The 16,343-nt window shown below is 39.9% G+C and carries 19 protein-coding genes; 10 read left to right on the top strand and 9 right to left on the bottom strand.

Annotated elements, in window-relative coordinates; all coding sequences use genetic code 11:
- Positions 1-102 precede the first annotated feature (102 nt).
- The 8 genes from ACSLUF_RS10730 (at position 103) to ACSLUF_RS10765 (ending at position 8,434) form a co-directional block, all read left to right on the top strand.
- The gene (locus ACSLUF_RS10730) at positions 103-3,309 is read left to right on the top strand and encodes a VPS10 domain-containing protein (protein ID WP_435622780.1); all 3,207 of its coding nucleotides are present in this window, start codon (positions 103-105) and stop codon (positions 3,307-3,309) included.
- A 3-nt stretch (positions 3,310-3,312) separates the two neighbouring features.
- Complete coding sequence (locus ACSLUF_RS10735) at positions 3,313-4,023, top strand: DUF2490 domain-containing protein (RefSeq protein WP_435622781.1); 711 nt, start codon at positions 3,313-3,315, stop codon at positions 4,021-4,023.
- A complete protein-coding gene (locus tag ACSLUF_RS10740) occupies positions 4,020-5,240 on the top strand; it encodes a bifunctional alpha/beta hydrolase/OsmC family protein (RefSeq protein WP_435622782.1) in 1,221 nt (406 codons plus the stop codon). The genes ACSLUF_RS10735 and ACSLUF_RS10740 overlap by 4 nt, the downstream gene beginning before the upstream one ends.
- Positions 5,241-5,735, top strand: coding sequence for a YdeI/OmpD-associated family protein (locus ACSLUF_RS10745; RefSeq protein ID WP_435622783.1), 495 nt, complete (start codon positions 5,241-5,243; stop codon positions 5,733-5,735).
- Between the two features lie 54 nt (positions 5,736-5,789).
- Positions 5,790-6,605, top strand: coding sequence for a hypothetical protein (locus ACSLUF_RS10750; protein ID WP_435622784.1), 816 nt, complete (start codon positions 5,790-5,792; stop codon positions 6,603-6,605).
- Positions 6,606-6,678: 73 nt separating this feature from the next.
- Positions 6,679-7,050 carry a VOC family protein gene (locus ACSLUF_RS10755; RefSeq protein ID WP_435622785.1) on the top strand — a complete coding sequence of 124 codons (372 nt, stop codon included), beginning with the start codon at positions 6,679-6,681 and terminating at the stop codon, positions 7,048-7,050.
- A 55-nt stretch (positions 7,051-7,105) separates the two neighbouring features.
- A complete protein-coding gene (locus ACSLUF_RS10760) occupies positions 7,106-7,636 on the top strand; it encodes an RNA polymerase sigma factor (protein WP_435622786.1) in 531 nt (176 codons plus the stop codon).
- Positions 7,637-8,434: an anti-sigma factor gene (locus ACSLUF_RS10765; RefSeq protein WP_435622787.1), complete on the top strand. Its 798-nt coding sequence runs from the start codon at positions 7,637-7,639 to the stop codon at positions 8,432-8,434.
- A gap of 48 nt (positions 8,435-8,482) precedes the next feature.
- Here the strand turns inward: ACSLUF_RS10765 and ACSLUF_RS10770 are convergent, their stop codons facing one another.
- Positions 8,483-9,133, bottom strand: coding sequence for an OmpW/AlkL family protein (locus ACSLUF_RS10770; RefSeq protein ID WP_435622788.1), 651 nt, complete (start codon positions 9,131-9,133; stop codon positions 8,483-8,485).
- Positions 9,134-9,429: 296 nt separating this feature from the next.
- Here ACSLUF_RS10770 and ACSLUF_RS10775 point away from each other — a divergent pair, with 296 nt between their 5' ends.
- Complete coding sequence (locus tag ACSLUF_RS10775) at positions 9,430-9,846, top strand: mechanosensitive ion channel domain-containing protein (protein ID WP_435622789.1); 417 nt, start codon at positions 9,430-9,432, stop codon at positions 9,844-9,846.
- 57 nt (positions 9,847-9,903) lie between these two features.
- Here the strand turns inward: ACSLUF_RS10775 and ACSLUF_RS10780 are convergent, their stop codons facing one another.
- The 3 genes from ACSLUF_RS10780 to ACSLUF_RS10790 form a co-directional block, all read right to left on the bottom strand.
- Positions 9,904-11,178 (bottom strand): tetratricopeptide repeat protein, encoded by a 1,275-nt coding sequence (locus ACSLUF_RS10780; protein WP_435622790.1) that lies wholly within the window; start codon positions 11,176-11,178, stop codon positions 9,904-9,906.
- 68 nt (positions 11,179-11,246) lie between these two features.
- Positions 11,247-11,963 carry a hypothetical protein gene (locus ACSLUF_RS10785; protein WP_435622791.1) on the bottom strand — a complete coding sequence of 239 codons (717 nt, stop codon included), beginning with the start codon at positions 11,961-11,963 and terminating at the stop codon, positions 11,247-11,249.
- A gap of 20 nt (positions 11,964-11,983) precedes the next feature.
- Positions 11,984-12,676 (bottom strand): DUF4331 family protein, encoded by a 693-nt coding sequence (locus ACSLUF_RS10790; RefSeq protein ID WP_435622792.1) that lies wholly within the window; start codon positions 12,674-12,676, stop codon positions 11,984-11,986.
- A gap of 164 nt (positions 12,677-12,840) precedes the next feature.
- Between ACSLUF_RS10790 and ACSLUF_RS10795 the strand changes: the two genes are divergently transcribed.
- The gene (locus tag ACSLUF_RS10795) at positions 12,841-14,031 is read left to right on the top strand and encodes an LETM1-related biofilm-associated protein (protein ID WP_435622793.1); all 1,191 of its coding nucleotides are present in this window, start codon (positions 12,841-12,843) and stop codon (positions 14,029-14,031) included.
- A gap of 90 nt (positions 14,032-14,121) precedes the next feature.
- Here ACSLUF_RS10795 and ACSLUF_RS10800 read toward each other — a convergent pair whose 3' ends face one another.
- From ACSLUF_RS10800 to ACSLUF_RS10820, 5 genes are read right to left on the bottom strand one after another with little or no spacing between them, the layout of a single operon-like run.
- The gene (locus ACSLUF_RS10800; RefSeq protein ID WP_435622794.1) at positions 14,122-14,877 is read right to left on the bottom strand and encodes a LytR/AlgR family response regulator transcription factor; all 756 of its coding nucleotides are present in this window, start codon (positions 14,875-14,877) and stop codon (positions 14,122-14,124) included.
- Positions 14,878-14,922: 45 nt separating this feature from the next.
- Positions 14,923-15,267: a 2TM domain-containing protein gene (locus ACSLUF_RS10805; protein ID WP_435622795.1), complete on the bottom strand. Its 345-nt coding sequence runs from the start codon at positions 15,265-15,267 to the stop codon at positions 14,923-14,925.
- Between the two features lie 19 nt (positions 15,268-15,286).
- Positions 15,287-15,592 (bottom strand): 2TM domain-containing protein, encoded by a 306-nt coding sequence (locus ACSLUF_RS10810; RefSeq protein ID WP_435622796.1) that lies wholly within the window; start codon positions 15,590-15,592, stop codon positions 15,287-15,289.
- Between the two features lie 2 nt (positions 15,593-15,594).
- A complete protein-coding gene (locus ACSLUF_RS10815; protein WP_435622797.1) occupies positions 15,595-15,903 on the bottom strand; it encodes a 2TM domain-containing protein in 309 nt (102 codons plus the stop codon).
- A 34-nt stretch (positions 15,904-15,937) separates the two neighbouring features.
- Positions 15,938-16,216 carry a 2TM domain-containing protein gene (locus ACSLUF_RS10820; RefSeq protein ID WP_435622798.1) on the bottom strand — a complete coding sequence of 93 codons (279 nt, stop codon included), beginning with the start codon at positions 16,214-16,216 and terminating at the stop codon, positions 15,938-15,940.
- Between the last annotated feature and the right edge of the window lie 127 nt (positions 16,217-16,343).

The following is a 16,343-nucleotide window of genomic DNA, read 5'->3' on the forward strand; positions in this document are numbered from 1 at the left end:
TTGTCAAAAAAACACATCTCCAAATTCAAGACCTTCCTTAACACCTCTTTAAGAATTCCACCTAGGGTTTTCCCTATCTTTAGCTGACTAATTGAGCTAACAATGAAATACTACTACGCACTCGTGATGTTCTTTGCATCACTTTCTTTTTTTGCACAAGATTTTAAGATGGACCTGGTACAGGATATGAAACCTAGAAACATAGGTCCTGGCGGGATGAGCGGAAGGGTTACCGCCATTGATGTGGTCCTTTCCAATCCAGATGTTATGTACGTGGGTACAGCCTCAGGAGGATTGTGGAAATCCACTTCTGGAGGAATCAAATGGGAACCTATTTTTGACAAGGAAGTTACCGCTTCGATAGGTGCTGTTGAAATCCAACAGTCCAACCCCTCCGTGATTTGGGTGGGTACCGGAGAAGGCAATCCCAGAAATAGCCTTAATGGGGGCTATGGAATCTACAAGTCCTTAGATGGTGGAAAAACCTGGAAGTCCATGGGGCTAGAAAGGACTAGACACATCCATAGAATCGTGGTAGACCCCACCAATCCAGATGTAGTTTATGTGGGCGCTATTGGTTCTCCCTGGGGAGTACATCCTGAGCGAGGCGTTTACAAAACCACTGATGGCGGTAAGACTTGGAACAAAATCCTCTTTACCAATAACAAAACGGGGGTTGCTGATTTGGTGATGGACCCAAGGAATCCGAATAAATTGATTGCGGCTTTATGGGAACACAAGAGAGACCCTTGGTTTTTTAAATCAGGGGGTGAAGGAAGTGGACTCTATATCACCTATGATGGTGGGGATAATTGGAAAAAACTAACCGATGAGGATGGTCTTCCTAAGGGAGATTTAGGGAGAATTGGTATAGCCGTTGCCCAAAATAAACCTAATATCATTTATGCCTTGGTGGAGGCCAAAAAGAACGCACTGTACCGTTCTGATGATGGCGGTATGAAATGGAAAAAAGTCAACGATAAGAACGACATAGGCAATCGGCCTTTTTACTATTCCGAAATCTATGTGGACCCACAGAATGAGAATAGGGTCTATTCCATTTTCACTTATGTGAACGTATCAGAAGATGGTGGAAAGAACTTTACACAATTAATGCCGGCGTATCAAGCAAATAACGGAGTGCATCCCGATCATCACGCCTGGTGGATTCATCCAGAGAATGGCCAATTCATGATTGATGGCAATGATGGGGGGTTAAACATCACCAAAGATGGTGGAAAGACCTGGCGATTCATTGGAAACATTCCCGTTGCTCAATTCTATCATATCAATGTGGATAACGAATATCCATACAATGTATATGGCGGTTTACAGGATAATGGTTCTTGGAGAGGGCCTGCCTACGTATGGAAAGACCAGGGCATACGTAATGCGTATTGGCAGGAAATTGCCTTTGGTGATGGTTTTGACGTAGTACCTGATTTGGATGACAGTCAATACGGCTATGCTATGAGCCAACAGGGTTTTGTAAGACGATACGATTGGAAAACTGGCAATAATTACACCGTACGCCCTACCCCTCCAGACGCCGAAACCAAATTACGTTTTAACTGGAATGCCGGTATTGGACAGGACCCTTTCGACAACAGCACGGTATACTTTGGAAGTCAATTTGTACATAAATCTACAGATAAGGGGCTTACCTGGACGGTTATTTCTCCAGATTTGACCACCAATGACCCAGAAAAGCAGAAGCAAAGTGAAAGTGGTGGATTAACCATGGATGCTACTGGAGCAGAAAACCATTGTACCATTCTAGTCATAGAACCTTCGCCAGTTGAAAAAGATATGTTATGGGTTAGCACAGATGACGGTCGAGTTCACTTTACCCAAAATGGTGGGGCTAGTTGGAACGAGGTTACCAAAAACATCAAAGGTTTGCCTGCAGGAAGTTGGATTCCCCAAATTAAAGCGTCAAAGAAAAACAGAGGCGAGGCTTTGCTAATTGCAAACGATTATAGAAGGTTTAATTATGAACCCTATGCCTACCGCACAAGAGATTATGGTAAAACTTGGACGCTAATTGTAGATGGCAATGATGTGGAAAGCTATACCCTATCTATTGTAGAAGATGCTGAAAATCCAAACCTAATGTTTTTAGGAACGGACGATGGTTTGTATTTATCACTAAATGCCGGAAGTTCTTGGCAGAAATGGACAGAAGGGTTTCCCACAGTATCCACTAAGGATTTAGTGATTCAACCCAGAGAACATGATTTGGTCATTGGGACCTTCGGTAGAGCTGCATGGGTATTGGATGATATTCGTCCTTTGAGAGCGCTTGCCAGTAATACAAATCTCCTGCAAAAAGAAGTTAGTCTTTTCCCAAGTCCCGATGCGTATTTGGCCGCTTATCAACAACCCAATGGAAGTCGGTTTGGAGCAGATGCCCTATATAATGCAGAAAACAGAAAGCGCGGCGCCATGATCACCTATTATGTCAAAGATGTGAAAAAGGATGCTGATAAAAAGGATGAAACCGAGCAAGAAAAAGAAGCTTCGGAGAAAAAGGAAATGACAGGTATCCAAAAAAAGGATTCTATTCAATTCACGATATACGAGGGTGACCGACTCATCAGAACTTTAAAGTACAAGGCTCCCAAGAAAGCAGGTTTTCACCGTGTGTATTGGGGTTTAAATGAGAAAGGGGCTGATAGGCCGGCAAGGAAGATTAGCAAATCCAAATCAGAAAGAGGCGGGGTAAATGTAAAACCAGGAATTTATAAGGTAAAAGCCCATTTTGGAGAAGCTGTTGATTCCACAATGGTAACCGTAAAAAGCGACCCTAGATTAAATGTTTCGTCAACCTCTTTGAGTGAGGTATACAATACGGGTAAAAAGCTGGATGGATTTATGCAAATTTCAGCGGACGCAGTCAAACAATTGGTTCAGAGCAAGGACTTGGCCAAAAAATTTGCCAAAGACCTGAAGGAGATGGATAAAACCAAACACCAAGAACAAATCAAGGCGTCCAATGATATCGTAAAACAAATTGATTCGGTTATTGCCCTTTTTATTGGTAAGGAAGATAAGCGTCAAGGAATTACGAGAAATCCCGAAATTACGGTCATGCAGCGAATTGGAACAGCATTCCGTTACGTGAGTTCACGTAAAACAGGGATTACCTCTACGGAAAAACAATTGGTTAACTATGCTGAAAATGAATTGAAATCAGCCTTGACCAAGACCAATACTTTCTTTGAGGAAAAATGGAACCCCTACAGACAATCCATTGAAGCACTTGACCTTTCACCGTTTAAGAAAACCGAAACCTTTAGTTTGGAATAGGGTATGAAGAAATATGGCTTACTTGTTTTTTTGCTAATCTCGTTTGGAGCTTTGTCCCAAGAAAACGGTGAAGATGAGTTTGGAGCGTGGTATATGTATTTTGGTATGAATAGAATATCAGAGCGCTTTAGCATTCATACCGAGGCGCAATTCCGTTTTTATGAATCTACTTCTGGCTTTAATCAACTTTTGTTGCGTACGGGACTAAACTACCATATAAACCCAGATGCAATCACCACTTTCGGATACGCGTACATTGATACGGACCCCACCTTTGAAAGTGATGAAAACCTAGTCAATACCATTTTGGAGCATCGGATTTTTGAACAATTCATTCTCAAGAACAAGGTTTGGGAATTTATTTTCGAGCACCGCTACCGATTGGAACAACGCTTTATTCGCAACAAATCTCTCCAGCCCTTTGTAGATGACGCTGTGGACTTGGAACATCGGGCCAGATACCGAATTCAAATGACCTTGCCCCTCACGGATACATTTTTTTTGAATTTCTATGATGAGCTGTTTATCAACTTACAAGATGAGTTGTTTGGCCAAAACCGACTTTATGGTGCGCTTGGGGTAAACATCACCGAAAACAGTAACGTGCAAGTAGGGTATTTGCGAAATCAATTTACAAATGCCGTTTTTGACCGTCTACAGATAGCTTTTTTCTTTAATCCCGACTTAAGGGGTATCTTTAAGAAAGGGAAATGAGCTTACAAAAAGTAACTTTTAGCAATAAAGAAGGGCAACATCTAGTGGGTCGATTGGAACTACCAGCGGACCAACATCCACATAACTATGCCATTTTTGCCCATTGTTTTACGTGTACCAAGAACTTGGTTGCGGTAAAAAACATTAGTAAGGCACTAACCTCAAACGGGTTTGCAGTACTTAGATTCGATTTTACGGGCTTAGGTGAAAGCGAAGGGGATTTTGCGGATACCAATTTTTCCGGAAATGTGGATGACCTCGTTGCCGCCGCAGACTTTTTGGGCGAAAATTATGAAGCTCCAACTTTACTTATCGGTCATTCCTTGGGTGGAGCGGCAGTTATTTTTGCCGCTGCGGAAATCAATTCCGTTAAGGCTGTCGCCACCATTGGGGCTCCTTCCAATCCAGTACATGTAAAACACCTCCTCAAAAGCGGATTGGAGGAAATTGAAGCTACCGGTGAAGCAGTTGTGAACCTAAGTGGCAGAGATTTTAAAATCAAAAAACAGTTTGTAGACGATTTGGCCACAAAATCACTTCCTGAAACAGCAAAAGCACTACGTAAACCCCTGTTGATTATGCATTCACCCCAAGATGATACGGTTGGGATTAAGAATGCCGAAGAAATTTATGTGGCTGCTCATCATCCTAAAAGCTTTGTTTCTTTAGATGGAGCGGACCATTTACTATTTAATAAAGAAGATTCCAGATATGTTGGAGAAGTAATCTCAGGTTGGGCCAAGCGCTATTTGCCAGTGGGTGAACGCGTGGACCCTTCATTGAGAACCAAACACCAAGTTATGGCCAGTTTGGCTGCTAGCGACGGTTTTACAACTCAAATGAAAGTGGGGAATCACTATTTGTTGGCGGATGAACCTGAAAGTTTTGGCGGGAATGATTTTGGCCCCTCACCCTATGAACTAGTTTCAGCTGGGCTCTCAGCTTGTACGGTTATGACGGTTCAAATGTATGCGAAAAGGAAAGGGTGGCCCCTCGAAAATATTGAGGTTCATACGTCCTACAGCAAAACCCACGCAGAGGACTGTGAGAACTGTGAAATGGATTCTGCCAAAATCGACACCTTTCACCGAGAAATCAAACTCACTGGAGACTTGGATGAAAAGCAGAAAACGAGAATTTTGCAAATTGCCGATAAATGTCCTGTGCACAAAACACTGCACAGCGAAACCCAAATAATCACCAAGTTAATTCACTAAATGGAGAGCCCTGGGTTTGAGGTAAGCCTTGCTGGTGCATCCTATGGGATGCATGTGGTATTCATCCCAGAGGAAATTGCAAAACCCTTTGTTTCCAAAGGTCATAAAAGGGTAAAAGTAGTTGCTTCTTTTCAGACAAAATCCATCGAATTTCATGCAGCTCTTCAGAAAAGAGAGGGAGTTTACTACATGATTTTTGGAAAGAACAATCAAAAAGCGCTTGGCATTTATCCAAACGACTACTTTACAATGCAGTTGTTTGAGGACACTTCCAAATATGGTGTTGAAGTGCCCGAAGAATTTGAAGCTGTTTTATTTAGTGACTATGAGGCCCATCAAATTTTTGAAAGGTTAACAAGCGGTAAAAAGCGCGGTATCATCTATATGATTTCCAGATATAAAACCTCCCAAACCCGAATAGACAAATCGCTTTTGCTTTGCGAGAATCTCAAGCGTGGAATTCGTGATAATAAGGACTTATTGAAGCCTTTTTAGGTTGACACCTCCTTAAATAATCAGTACCTTAGACCAAATCCTAAAGCACACACTATGAAAAAAATAATTGCATTGCCCTTGGCTCTACTTTTTCTGGCAACATTCAGCTGTAAACGAACAAAAGGAGATTCGGATAGTTCGGATATTTCCGATACCGAAAAGGTCGAGGAAGTAGCTAAGACAGAACCTATTACCATAAGTAAACTGGAGGGTTCACCTGCATACGCGGATGCCGAACTGGTATTGGACTCCCCTTCAAATACCACAATTGCGGAAAGCGGTGAGGTTGATTTTAATTTTGCCGTCAATAGCTATGAACTTGGGGCACAGACCGAGAGTCCCAACGCGGAAAAACTAGCCAATTCTGGAAAAGGTCAACATATCCATTTCATTTTGAACAATCAACCCTACTCCGCCCATTACGAACCTTCCTTTAAAAAGGAGATTCCAAACGGCGTGCATCATTTGGTTGCTTTTTTGAGCCGCTCTTACCACGAGTCGGTAAAAAATGAAAATTCTGTGGTTGTGAAAAAAATGGAGATAGGACCGAATCCCACGGATAGTATTGGTATTGATGTTGATGCACCTACCCTGATTTATAGTCGTCCTAAGGGAGAGTATGCCGGAAAGGATACGGAGAATCTAATGCTCGACTTTTTCGTGTTAAATACCACACTATCAGAAGATGGTAATAAGGTTAGAGCCACAATTAATGGGGAAGAATTTATGCTCACTGAATGGGCTCCCTACGTCATTAATGGTTTACCCATGGGTGAAGTAAGTATTCAGCTTGAACTTCTTGATGGAGAAGGGAATCCAATTGAAGGCCCATTTAATACCGTTAATCGAACTGTTACCCTAAAGCCGTAAGCGGATATCAAAATTTAATTATAAATAACATAAGAGCGGTATTTTACCGCTCTTTTTATCTAAAAACAACAGTATGAAACTAGGGGCTTTCTCAATTAGTTTGGCCGTAAAGGATTTGGCCGTTTCTAAAGAATTCTATGAAAAACTGGGATTCACCGTTTTTGCAGGTGAAATGGCACGGAATTATCTTATCATGAAAAATGGCAATGCCTTAGTCGGACTTTTTCATGGAATGTTTGAACAAAACATCTTGACCTTTAATCCAGGCTGGGATGAAAATGCCCAAACTTTGGATTCCTTTGATGATGTTCGTGATATTCAAAAAAGCTTAAAAGAAAACAATATCACATTAGCTTCGGAAACAGATGAGAACGGTTCTGGTCCAGGTAATTTTGTAGTCACCGACCCGGACGGCAATACCATTCTGATTGATCAACATGTTTAATGGTTGAATCGTTCCTAGAGATACATTTTTAACCTATTTTAGGTTCTTCAACCTTATGAACCTCGATCTGCTCATACAAAACTTCCAAAAAAAGGATGTTGCAGCTTTTGAAAAGCTGTACACCATGTATAGCGAAAATATATGTGGTGTTATCAATGTCATCCTTAAGGACCCAGAACGTTCCAAGGAGGTATGTCAGGACGTATTCGTTAAAATTTGGAATAACTCAGAGAGTTATAATTCTTCCAAAGGCCGATTTTTTACATGGGTTCTGAACATTGCCCGAAATGCGGCTATCGATGAATTACGCTCCAAATCGAATAAAGAACAAAAGCGAAACCTAAGCATAGATTCCTTCGTAGGTATTCTGGAAGGCGCAGAGGAGATGGAAAACAAGATGGATCTAATTGGGTTGAAAACCGTACTAAAAGGGTTAAAAGAGCTCTGCAGGGAAATAATCAGCCTATTGTATTTTAGAGGATACACCCAAAAAGAAGTTGCCGAGGAACTAGATATTCCCATAGGCACTGTAAAAACGAGAAATAGAAACTGTATCTCCCAAATACGAAAAAACAACACATTGTAAATGGATGTTGAAAAGTACATAGCGTCAGGTATTTTGGAACTTTATGTTTCAGGAACCTTATCTCCACAGGAAAATGAAGAGGTTCAAGGCTATGCACGTCAATATCCAGAAATCCAAGCAGAAATTGAGGCCATTGAAGGAGCCGTTTTGGACTTGACAAAAAGAGCCTCTCCCGGGATGCCCCAAAATGGGTTTGAAAATATATCGTCCAAAATCAGAACAGACTTGGGCCCAAACTCAACATCGGATTCCAAACCTAAGACCAATTGGACCGCCTATTTGGGATGGGCAGCCTCCATCCTTTTAGCCTTTGGGTTAATTTGGGTATACCTCCAGAACAACCAATTGAAATCTGACATTGAAGTTACCAACGAGAATTTGGAACAATTGGAAGATTCTCTATCCAATATTAGGTCGGAGATAGCCGATAAAGAAAATATTCTCGAAGAACTCCGAAATAGAGATGTTAGCGTAGTTCTATTGCAAGGGCAGCAAGTTTCACCTACCTCGTACGCCAAAGTGTTCTGGAATACCACCGAAGAAGTAGTGACTATTGATGCCCAAGGACTTCCTGAACCTCCCAAAGGGTATGAATATCAGGTTTGGTCCCTTACTTTAAATCCATTAACTCCAACCAGTATTGGACTTCTTTCGGATTTCAATTCGAATGAGGATAAACTTTTTTCTTTGGAAAATTCCAATCAATCACAAGCTTTTGGGATAACCCTGGAACCTGAAGGTGGAAGTGAGACTCCAAATTTGGAGCAGTTATACACTTTGGGTACTGTTGGGCCGTAACATAAAAAAAACGACCTGGCTTACCAAGTCGTTTTTACTATTCAAATGCTATAATTTGATCCCTACTCCAAAACCTATAATCCATGGATTAATATCAACATCGGCACCTACAGTAGCCCCCAAGGCGGTAGTTGCATCTACGGTAGCATCTGTACTTAGAAACAAGCGTTTAACATCAATGTTTAAAAACCATTTATCGTTAAGCATATAGTCTATCCCACCTTGTAAAGCAAAACCTAAAGTGGCATCATAATCAATATCATCCGCCACCGGACCTTCATCAACTCCATAGAATATGGTGAAATTGACGCCAGCTCCCAAATAGGGTACTAAATCTCCACCTGTGAAGTGATATTGCCCTGTTAAGGTTGGTGGCAACAACCATACGCTTCCCAAATCCAAATCACCAACAGATGTTCCTGTAGCTTCAACATCATGTTTGGCAGTGGCCAAAATCAGCTCTACCGACCAGTTCTCATCAAAGAAGTAGGAAATATCAAATTCTGGAACGAAAGCAGTGGATATAGATGCATCTCCACCTATGACCTCGATATCTGCACTTTCATCCGGAGTAACCACGATTCCTCTTAAACGAAATTGCCATTTACTAAAATCATCATTGTCAGGTTGATTCTGACCCAAAACAAGATTGGCTGTACCCAACAGTGCTATCATCAAACAAATCCCTAGTTTTCTCATCGTTGCTTTTTTAAAGTTTGGGCAAAACTAGTTCGCGACTTATTTAAAGAAAATGACCTTTATCATTGGTAAGAAAGACCCCATAGCATCACTTCCAAGCGGAGTTGCGGGAACCTAAAAAATAGACAAGAATTAATTGGTAATTTGCGGTATACTAATTCGAAATAACCATGGAGGGATTAATGACATACAAGCTTCAAATTCTAGTTACTATTCTATTGCTATTGTTCATTTTTACGCTTAATTCCTTAGCAAAGAGGGCTATACGGAGATTTGGCAGGAATAGTGCAATTAACATGAACCGTCGGAAAATAATATTTTATCTAAGCAATTTGGTTTTCTATGGTCTGGCGTTAATTGCCATAACCTTGGTATGGGGTGTTGATTTACAGGAATTTTCTGTTTTTATTTCTTCCTTTCTTGCCATTGTAGGAATAGGTTTTGTTGCCCAATGGTCCCTTCTTTCCAACCTTACCGCAAGTGTCATTCTGTTTTTCAGCCATCCACTGAGGCTCGGAGACCGTATTCAGGTTCAGGATAAGGATTTTGATTGGACTGGAGAAGTTGAGGACATCAGCGCATTTTATCTTTTCATGAGAACTGATGATGGTCGAAGAATTTCGATACCCACAAACTTGGTGATACAAAAAGGCATTGAGATTTTATCCAATACCGAAATATCATCCGAGAATACACCCATAGAAAATGAATAAACGCCGTATTCGCAAATACGACGTTCATCAAAAAAACTAAACCAACGTATTCTAAAATTATAAGTCTTGAATGGCTTTTTCCATATTTGGGCCTAATTCAAATGCAGCTTCCTCGAGCTCTTTTTTTAGCGCTTCCACCTTATTTAGATAGCCATTGGCCTTGTAGATTTGCGCCATGTGAAATTGTGCCATTGGCTCAAAAGTCTTTCCGCTTACATGTGCTTCCATTAATTCCAGCGCCTTTGCTTGGTTCCCACTCTTCAAATGAGAATAGGCTAATAAATCATAGGTTTCTGGAGTTGGACGATTGGTAACTTCTCTATTGGCCATGTTCAAAGCTTTGTTCGCCATATCTCCATTGCCCAAATAGTTCTCAACTTTATGCGTGTTGTACATCTCTCCATAGGCTTTATTTTGAGTCTTGGCCTGAAATGCTTGAAGTGCGTTAATCTTCAAAGTTTCATTATCCAAATACTCAGCTATTTCGGCTTTAAATAAATCCAAATCAGGTGAGTTGTTCGTTTTTTTCACTGCTTCAATAATGCGAAGCGCTTCCTTTGCATTGCGTTCATGAGAAAAAACTATCCAAGCAATGCCTTTTTTGGCATAGGCATTATTGGGATCCAGTTCAAGAGCCATAAGATAGTGCTGATATGCATCATCAATTCTTCCATCGTGCCCATAAAAATCTGCCAAATTGGTATAGGCCCATAATCGCAGTCCTGGGTTTTTTGAGGAATCAGCTTTGCTTTTCGCCTTTTCCATGAAACGAATAGCTGTTTGCAAATCACCAATATGATCGTTCCATTTTGCTACACGAATAAGGTACCCAAAATTTGAATTATTTTGAATACTATCCAGGTATTTTGATGCCGTTGTATAGTTTCCCAGTTCCATATGCAGGTCGAACAACAAACTTTGCGAAGCATAAACACCACTTCCCATCTCTCTTGCACGCTGTGCCAGTTCCAAAGCTTCTTGAAATCGATGTTGTGCAATGTAATTTCGGGCCAAGGCTCTCAAGTATCCAGATTTTCCAATGGAAGCTTCGTTGAGTGCCTTTTTCAGGGCGCGTTCTGCCCGTTTCAAATAGGTTATCTCTCCAGATGTTTTGAAAAAACGGCCATACTCCTTGGCAACATTCCCCAACGCCAAAGTCTGCGAACTATCTGATTTAATTTTACCGTTCCAAAGGCGATAATATTTGGATGTATTTTCAAAATTTGAATCCGTGAGGTATTTATTATAATCCGATGCATCGGTTTTAAATTCCTTTTCTTTTGAACATGAGGTTAAAAGAACCAGTCCAATTAGTGTGATTATTTTTTTCATGATTTCTGTTTTAGGTGAATAAAAAGGAGGGTTCCGAAGTCCCCTCCCCTCTCTTTCACAGCAATTTCCTATTCGGGATCTCCCAAATATGGAAAATCGGTTGAGATGTTGGCAGTAAGCCCAACTCCATCCGAAGTTAACCTCGGTAAGTCAGCGATACCATCATCATTCAAGTCTTGTCCGCTAAACCTATCCCCCTCTGCTCCGCCAAAAAACAGAATCAATGAAACATCGATAATATCATCGCTGGGAGTTCTACCCGTCAAGGCTACTTCATCTCCATCCGGGACCAGAAGAATTCCATCATTATCGAGGTCTGTACCTGGATTGAAATATGTTGTTGGTAAGTCTGGTGCGACATCCAATGCATCCGCAGCAAGAACTGTAGTCAATTGCTCGGCGGTAAGGCCCAAAATATTGTTTTCATAATTGACCGCCATAGGGTCTAAGCCCAATTTTAAGGCATATACATCATGGTATTGTTCCAGGCGCGCTTGAAATCCAACTTGAAAAGTGGATACCATCTCCGATGGAATGGTCACATTATGCGCGTCTTTTACACTGGGTTCTCCATCCATATCAAAACTCAATGTGGTGTTAATCCCTGGTCGACCCATATGATCTACTTGGGCAAAAGTTCCTGAGAAGTCAACTTCCATCATCATACCATCATCTTCCATACCCATATCATCTGGCAACATGATGTCGTCATCATTGTTGCATGAAATCAGAAAGAATCCAATTAAAAATGAAGCAAAAATTATTTGTATCAATTGTGTTTTCATCGGTAGTTTCAGTTTTGTAATTATTGTTTTCTATTTGTAGTCACCCATGTTTTGTAGACCGTCAACCCTAATGGATTGGTAGCCGTAGGTGTTCCCAAAAGCGAGTTTGGAATTTCTATAATGATGGATAAGGTATTGGCCCCATCAAAAGTATCCGTGGCTTCCTCCGAAGGTAAAAACCCACCAACCGCTGAATCCAATTCAGGAGAAATCACAGCATTGAATTGAAAGAAATCGAAGAAAAATGGGTCCTGTCTTGGTCCAGCAAAAAGCGAAACACCATCCGAAGTAGTTTCTACAATTGGAGTGGCGTCCGAAATCGCCACACTTCCTAAAGGTGAATCAGTAAGTATTTGACTGTTCAAACCCGTTTGTGCTGGAGAAGCCGGTCCAAAAAAGTACATTATTCCATCTCTTGCAATGGCCTGAATTACCCGGTCTTCAACCAAATCCCCATCAAGATCAATATTTATCTCAGTAAGAACGTCCTCATCAAAATTTCCAAAAGGTAGCTCTGGGAGCACATCGGATTGTAGATCTACCACAAAAACGGTGTTATTGGAACCTTCAGAAGGTTCAAAGGCGAAAAAGTCTGCAATATCCGAGGTGGTGGCGGTAGAGCTTGGGGCGTCAATATGGTCAGCCGCAATAAAGACTGCACAAGCCAGTATCAAAGCGATACTCCCCATTAAATACTTAGTTGTTTTTTTCATTTTAGTAATTGATTTTATGTTGCTACGTTCCTACCTACGGAATTCAAAAAGTAGGGGTTTGGTCAAGTAGTGTTAAAATTTTCTTAATCGAATTTTGATGTAAATCCGTTTTTACCTTCAGAAAAATCTGCTATTTTGTAGTCCCTTTAAGAACATACTTAACCATGAATCCTTCTGCAACAGGGTGGATAAATAAGTTTGGACATCTGGTCCAAAAAAATCCGGTCAATCTTTCTGGTCATGAAGAATTGTATTTCAAACTCAAAGAAATTGGGTTCGTTTATGGAATACACATTGATGTGTTCCCTTATTTAAACACGGAACTCAAATTAACAGAGGATGAAATAGCCAAAATCAATCTACTGGTTGCATTATACTTTACCTATAAACTGGAACATCCAAATTCAGATTTTAATGCCTTTGTAGATACTGTTTTTGCTTATTATAAATCTTTGGAAGTGGGGAAAATTTCTTTTCTCAATAAGATTCTGAGTGCAAAACGTACAGAATCCCAATTGGAAAAGTTGATTGATTCCCGTATTTATTTGGGGGGAAGTGCGTTCAGTAGAGCTTTTGGAAACAGTATCACCAATTCGTTATTATTTGTCGATGTTCTAATCTTCAGAACCCATTTAAAAGGTGAAAAATCGGTAATGGAGCATGCCAAATTATTGGAGTATGTCACCATGAACATCGCTTACCATAGTTTGAACTCCAAAGAAGCCGACAAAAATGATGCAAAATTTATACAGCTTTTAGCTTCATCCTTAACCTATGTCGATTTAAATGAAGACGAATTTGATGGTACCTATAGAAATCTTTTAGCACTAAATTTCACTCCAGAAGAGAAGAACTATTTTTTGGATATGGCCTGTCTCACTATATGGGAAGATAAGTCCATTGACCTATCTGAATCTGACTATATTTTTGAACTGGGAGACAATCTCGGAAAGTCAAAAAAAGAAGTCGAATACTCCATGGATTTGGTCATTACTTTTTTTGAAAAAAACAAAACAAGAATTGGATATTTAAGTGACAAAAATGTGGCCTTTCAATTCTATCAAGGCATGTCCAAAAACGTAAGCAAGTTGATTTTGAGAAACAGTAAAAGACTCAAAAAAGAGCTGGCTGAAAGTAAGGAGTTAGTTTCCTTATTATCGAAATCTGCAACCAAGGAACTCACCTCTGAGGAAAAAAGAAAAATGCAAAATCAGCTCTTGGATATTTTCAAAACCATTCCTTCTTTGGCCATTTTTATGCTTCCGGGAGGAGCCGTTTTATTACCAATTTTCATCAAGTTAATTCCCAAGTTGCTGCCTTCCGCTTTTGATGACAACCGTATCGAAGAAAACTAGGTCATTTTCCTCAAAAAAGCAGCTATAAGAAAAACTTATAGCTGTTTATTTTAACATTTATATATCTCATTACCAATTTAATAAGTTATTTTATTCCAACCATAGCTTAAAGTCCTTTACACGTTCTCTACTTACTATGATTTCTTGGTCGTTGAAGCGATTTAGCTTGATTTGAAGCCTCGAATTGGTGTACGATATGATATCTTTTATGTGATTGATGTTCACGTAAAATTTACGACTTACTCTAAAAAAAGTTTGAGGGGATAATTCTTCTTCAAGGTTCTCCAAGGTGGTGTCCAACAAATAATTTCTCCCATCCAAAGTAGCGGCATAGGTCCCTTTGTTTTCACTGTAAAAACATTCCACCTCATCGGCATTTATGATTTTAAGGTGCTGTCCTACTTTGGCAGTAAATCGTTTTTTGTATTCCCGTTCCAGAGGGTTGGTCAACAACTTTTTAATGTCATTAAAATCCACCGAAATCTTTTGATGCTCGGGCTTCAATTCTCGGAACTTTTTCATTGCGTTTTCCAGCTCTTCATCATCGATAGGTTTTAACAAATAATCAATGCTGTTCAACTTAAAAGCTTGGAGTGCATATTCATCATAAGCGGTGGTAAAAATGATGGCACTTTTTACTTCGATTACTTCAAATATTTCAAACGAAAGTCCATCGGATAATTGGATGTCCAAAAAAATCAAATCGGGATGGGGATTATTTTGAAACCAGTCCACAGCTTCATCTACCGAATGGAGCATAGTGGAAACTTCAATTTCAAGTTCCGCAAGTAATCTGCTCAATCTTCGAGCAGCTGGTTTTTCATCTTCAATAATAATAACGTTCATGTTTTCATTTTTGATTTCCACATCGAGAATTGCTTCCTAATAAAGCTAGTCTCCAAGTCTATTTGCTTCCTCCCTATCTATGTCCATGTATTTTTTAATCTGTCTTTCTTCCCAATCTTTAAAAAAAGGAAATTTATTTCTGAATGTAATTAAGGCATGCACAAGTACGATGAGTCCCCAAATTAAAACATTCAAATCTATCCAATTGAAGAAATACGCCTCTGTTGGGAAACCTTCGGGCATAAAAGGAATCAGCCATCCGCTTTTTAGCAGATACAATATTCCATTGACTAGGATAAAAATCTTTACATGGTTGTAAAACCCTTTTAATTCCTGGACTCGCTTTTTGGCTCGCTCGTATTTGGTCCTATTCGTCAGATTATTTGCCATTTACAAAACCTTTATGGTTTTACTTGAACTTGTCAATTTCTTTTTTGTCCTCATCCATAAACTTGCGAATTTGACGCTCTTCCCAACCCTTTCCGAAAAGCGGATTGTATCGAAAGGTATGGGACGCATGAAAAAGCAAACCTATCCCCCAAAAGAACGGGGTAATGAAATGTCCCCAGTGCCATAGAGAACCTGTTCTTACTGCAATATTGATGATGATGAAGGTGTTTACGACTATATATACGGTCAAATGAATGTAGAATCCCTTGATTTCGTCTACACGTTTTTTGGCCCTTTTATATTTATCATTTTCAAAGTTTTCCATGATTATCTCCATTTTTTGATATCGTTGCCATCCTCCTTATCCATGTATTCCTTGATTTTTCTTTCTTCCCAATCTTTTCCAAAGAAAGGATTCAAGTTAAACGTCCTTATGGCATGGAATGTTAGTCCTATACCCCAGCCAAAGGCGGCCCAGAGGAACCACATATAGCTCCATCCGTCGATATAATAGTTTAATGCAGCCAATCCACTTATTACAAGGATATATGAGGTTAGGTTGTTGTAGAACTTTCGCATCTGGTCGACACGCGCCTTTGCTTTTAGATATTTATTGTTGTTTGTATTCGGTTCCATAATCTTTAGGTGTTGGTTGGATATTAAAATTACATTAAAATTGGTCTTTTTCCATCAATTCCTTGATTTTGCGTTGCTCCCAGTTCCTTCCCAAGAAAGGATTGTAGTCATAAGCATTCATCCCATGCCCCACAAGACCTATTCCCCATCCAATGGCGGGAAATATGACCCAAGGAAAGCTTGTGGTAACATAGTTTAAATACGCCAAAAGCGGAATTATAATAATATATGCCGTAAGGTTTGAATAAAAGCCTTTGATGCATTCCACGCGTTCTTTGGCCTTTTGGTACTTGTAATCTGTACTATTTTCCATTTTGATATGTTTTTAAGTTCGTTTTTTAATTACATACCAAATTTCTAAATCTTGGAAGGTTTTTGGAAAAGTCTTTGACCGAGCTGTAGTTTTTTAGGGATGGATTGAAAAAAGTGAAAAAATCAAA

The organism is Flagellimonas sp. (assembly GCF_965601775.1).
Classification (GTDB): Bacteria; Bacteroidota; Bacteroidia; order Flavobacteriales; family Flavobacteriaceae; genus Flagellimonas.

Excerpts from the sequence above, each read along its gene's own strand:
- ACSLUF_RS10730 (WP_435622780.1), top strand. The coding sequence starts at position 103 with ATGAAATACTACTACGCACTCGTGATGTTCTTTGCATCACTTTCTTTT.
- ACSLUF_RS10735 (WP_435622781.1), top strand. The coding sequence starts at position 3,313 with ATGAAGAAATATGGCTTACTTGTTTTTTTGCTAATCTCGTTTGGAGCT.
- ACSLUF_RS10740 (WP_435622782.1), top strand. The coding sequence starts at position 4,020 with ATGAGCTTACAAAAAGTAACTTTTAGCAATAAAGAAGGGCAACATCTA.
- ACSLUF_RS10745 (WP_435622783.1), top strand. The coding sequence starts at position 5,241 with ATGGAGAGCCCTGGGTTTGAGGTAAGCCTTGCTGGTGCATCCTATGGG.
- ACSLUF_RS10750 (WP_435622784.1), top strand. The coding sequence starts at position 5,790 with ATGAAAAAAATAATTGCATTGCCCTTGGCTCTACTTTTTCTGGCAACA.
- ACSLUF_RS10755 (WP_435622785.1), top strand. The coding sequence starts at position 6,679 with ATGAAACTAGGGGCTTTCTCAATTAGTTTGGCCGTAAAGGATTTGGCC.
- ACSLUF_RS10760 (WP_435622786.1), top strand. The coding sequence starts at position 7,106 with ATGAACCTCGATCTGCTCATACAAAACTTCCAAAAAAAGGATGTTGCA.
- ACSLUF_RS10765 (WP_435622787.1), top strand. The coding sequence starts at position 7,637 with ATGGATGTTGAAAAGTACATAGCGTCAGGTATTTTGGAACTTTATGTT.
- ACSLUF_RS10770 (WP_435622788.1), bottom strand. The coding sequence starts at position 9,133 with ATGAGAAAACTAGGGATTTGTTTGATGATAGCACTGTTGGGTACAGCC.
- ACSLUF_RS10775 (WP_435622789.1), top strand. The coding sequence starts at position 9,430 with ATGAACCGTCGGAAAATAATATTTTATCTAAGCAATTTGGTTTTCTAT.
- ACSLUF_RS10780 (WP_435622790.1), bottom strand. The coding sequence starts at position 11,178 with ATGAAAAAAATAATCACACTAATTGGACTGGTTCTTTTAACCTCATGT.
- ACSLUF_RS10785 (WP_435622791.1), bottom strand. The coding sequence starts at position 11,963 with ATGAAAACACAATTGATACAAATAATTTTTGCTTCATTTTTAATTGGA.
- ACSLUF_RS10790 (WP_435622792.1), bottom strand. The coding sequence starts at position 12,676 with ATGAAAAAAACAACTAAGTATTTAATGGGGAGTATCGCTTTGATACTG.
- ACSLUF_RS10795 (WP_435622793.1), top strand. The coding sequence starts at position 12,841 with ATGAATCCTTCTGCAACAGGGTGGATAAATAAGTTTGGACATCTGGTC.
- ACSLUF_RS10800 (WP_435622794.1), bottom strand. The coding sequence starts at position 14,877 with ATGAACGTTATTATTATTGAAGATGAAAAACCAGCTGCTCGAAGATTG.
- ACSLUF_RS10805 (WP_435622795.1), bottom strand. The coding sequence starts at position 15,267 with ATGGCAAATAATCTGACGAATAGGACCAAATACGAGCGAGCCAAAAAG.
- ACSLUF_RS10810 (WP_435622796.1), bottom strand. The coding sequence starts at position 15,592 with ATGGAAAACTTTGAAAATGATAAATATAAAAGGGCCAAAAAACGTGTA.
- ACSLUF_RS10815 (WP_435622797.1), bottom strand. The coding sequence starts at position 15,903 with ATGGAACCGAATACAAACAACAATAAATATCTAAAAGCAAAGGCGCGT.
- ACSLUF_RS10820 (WP_435622798.1), bottom strand. The coding sequence starts at position 16,216 with ATGGAAAATAGTACAGATTACAAGTACCAAAAGGCCAAAGAACGCGTG.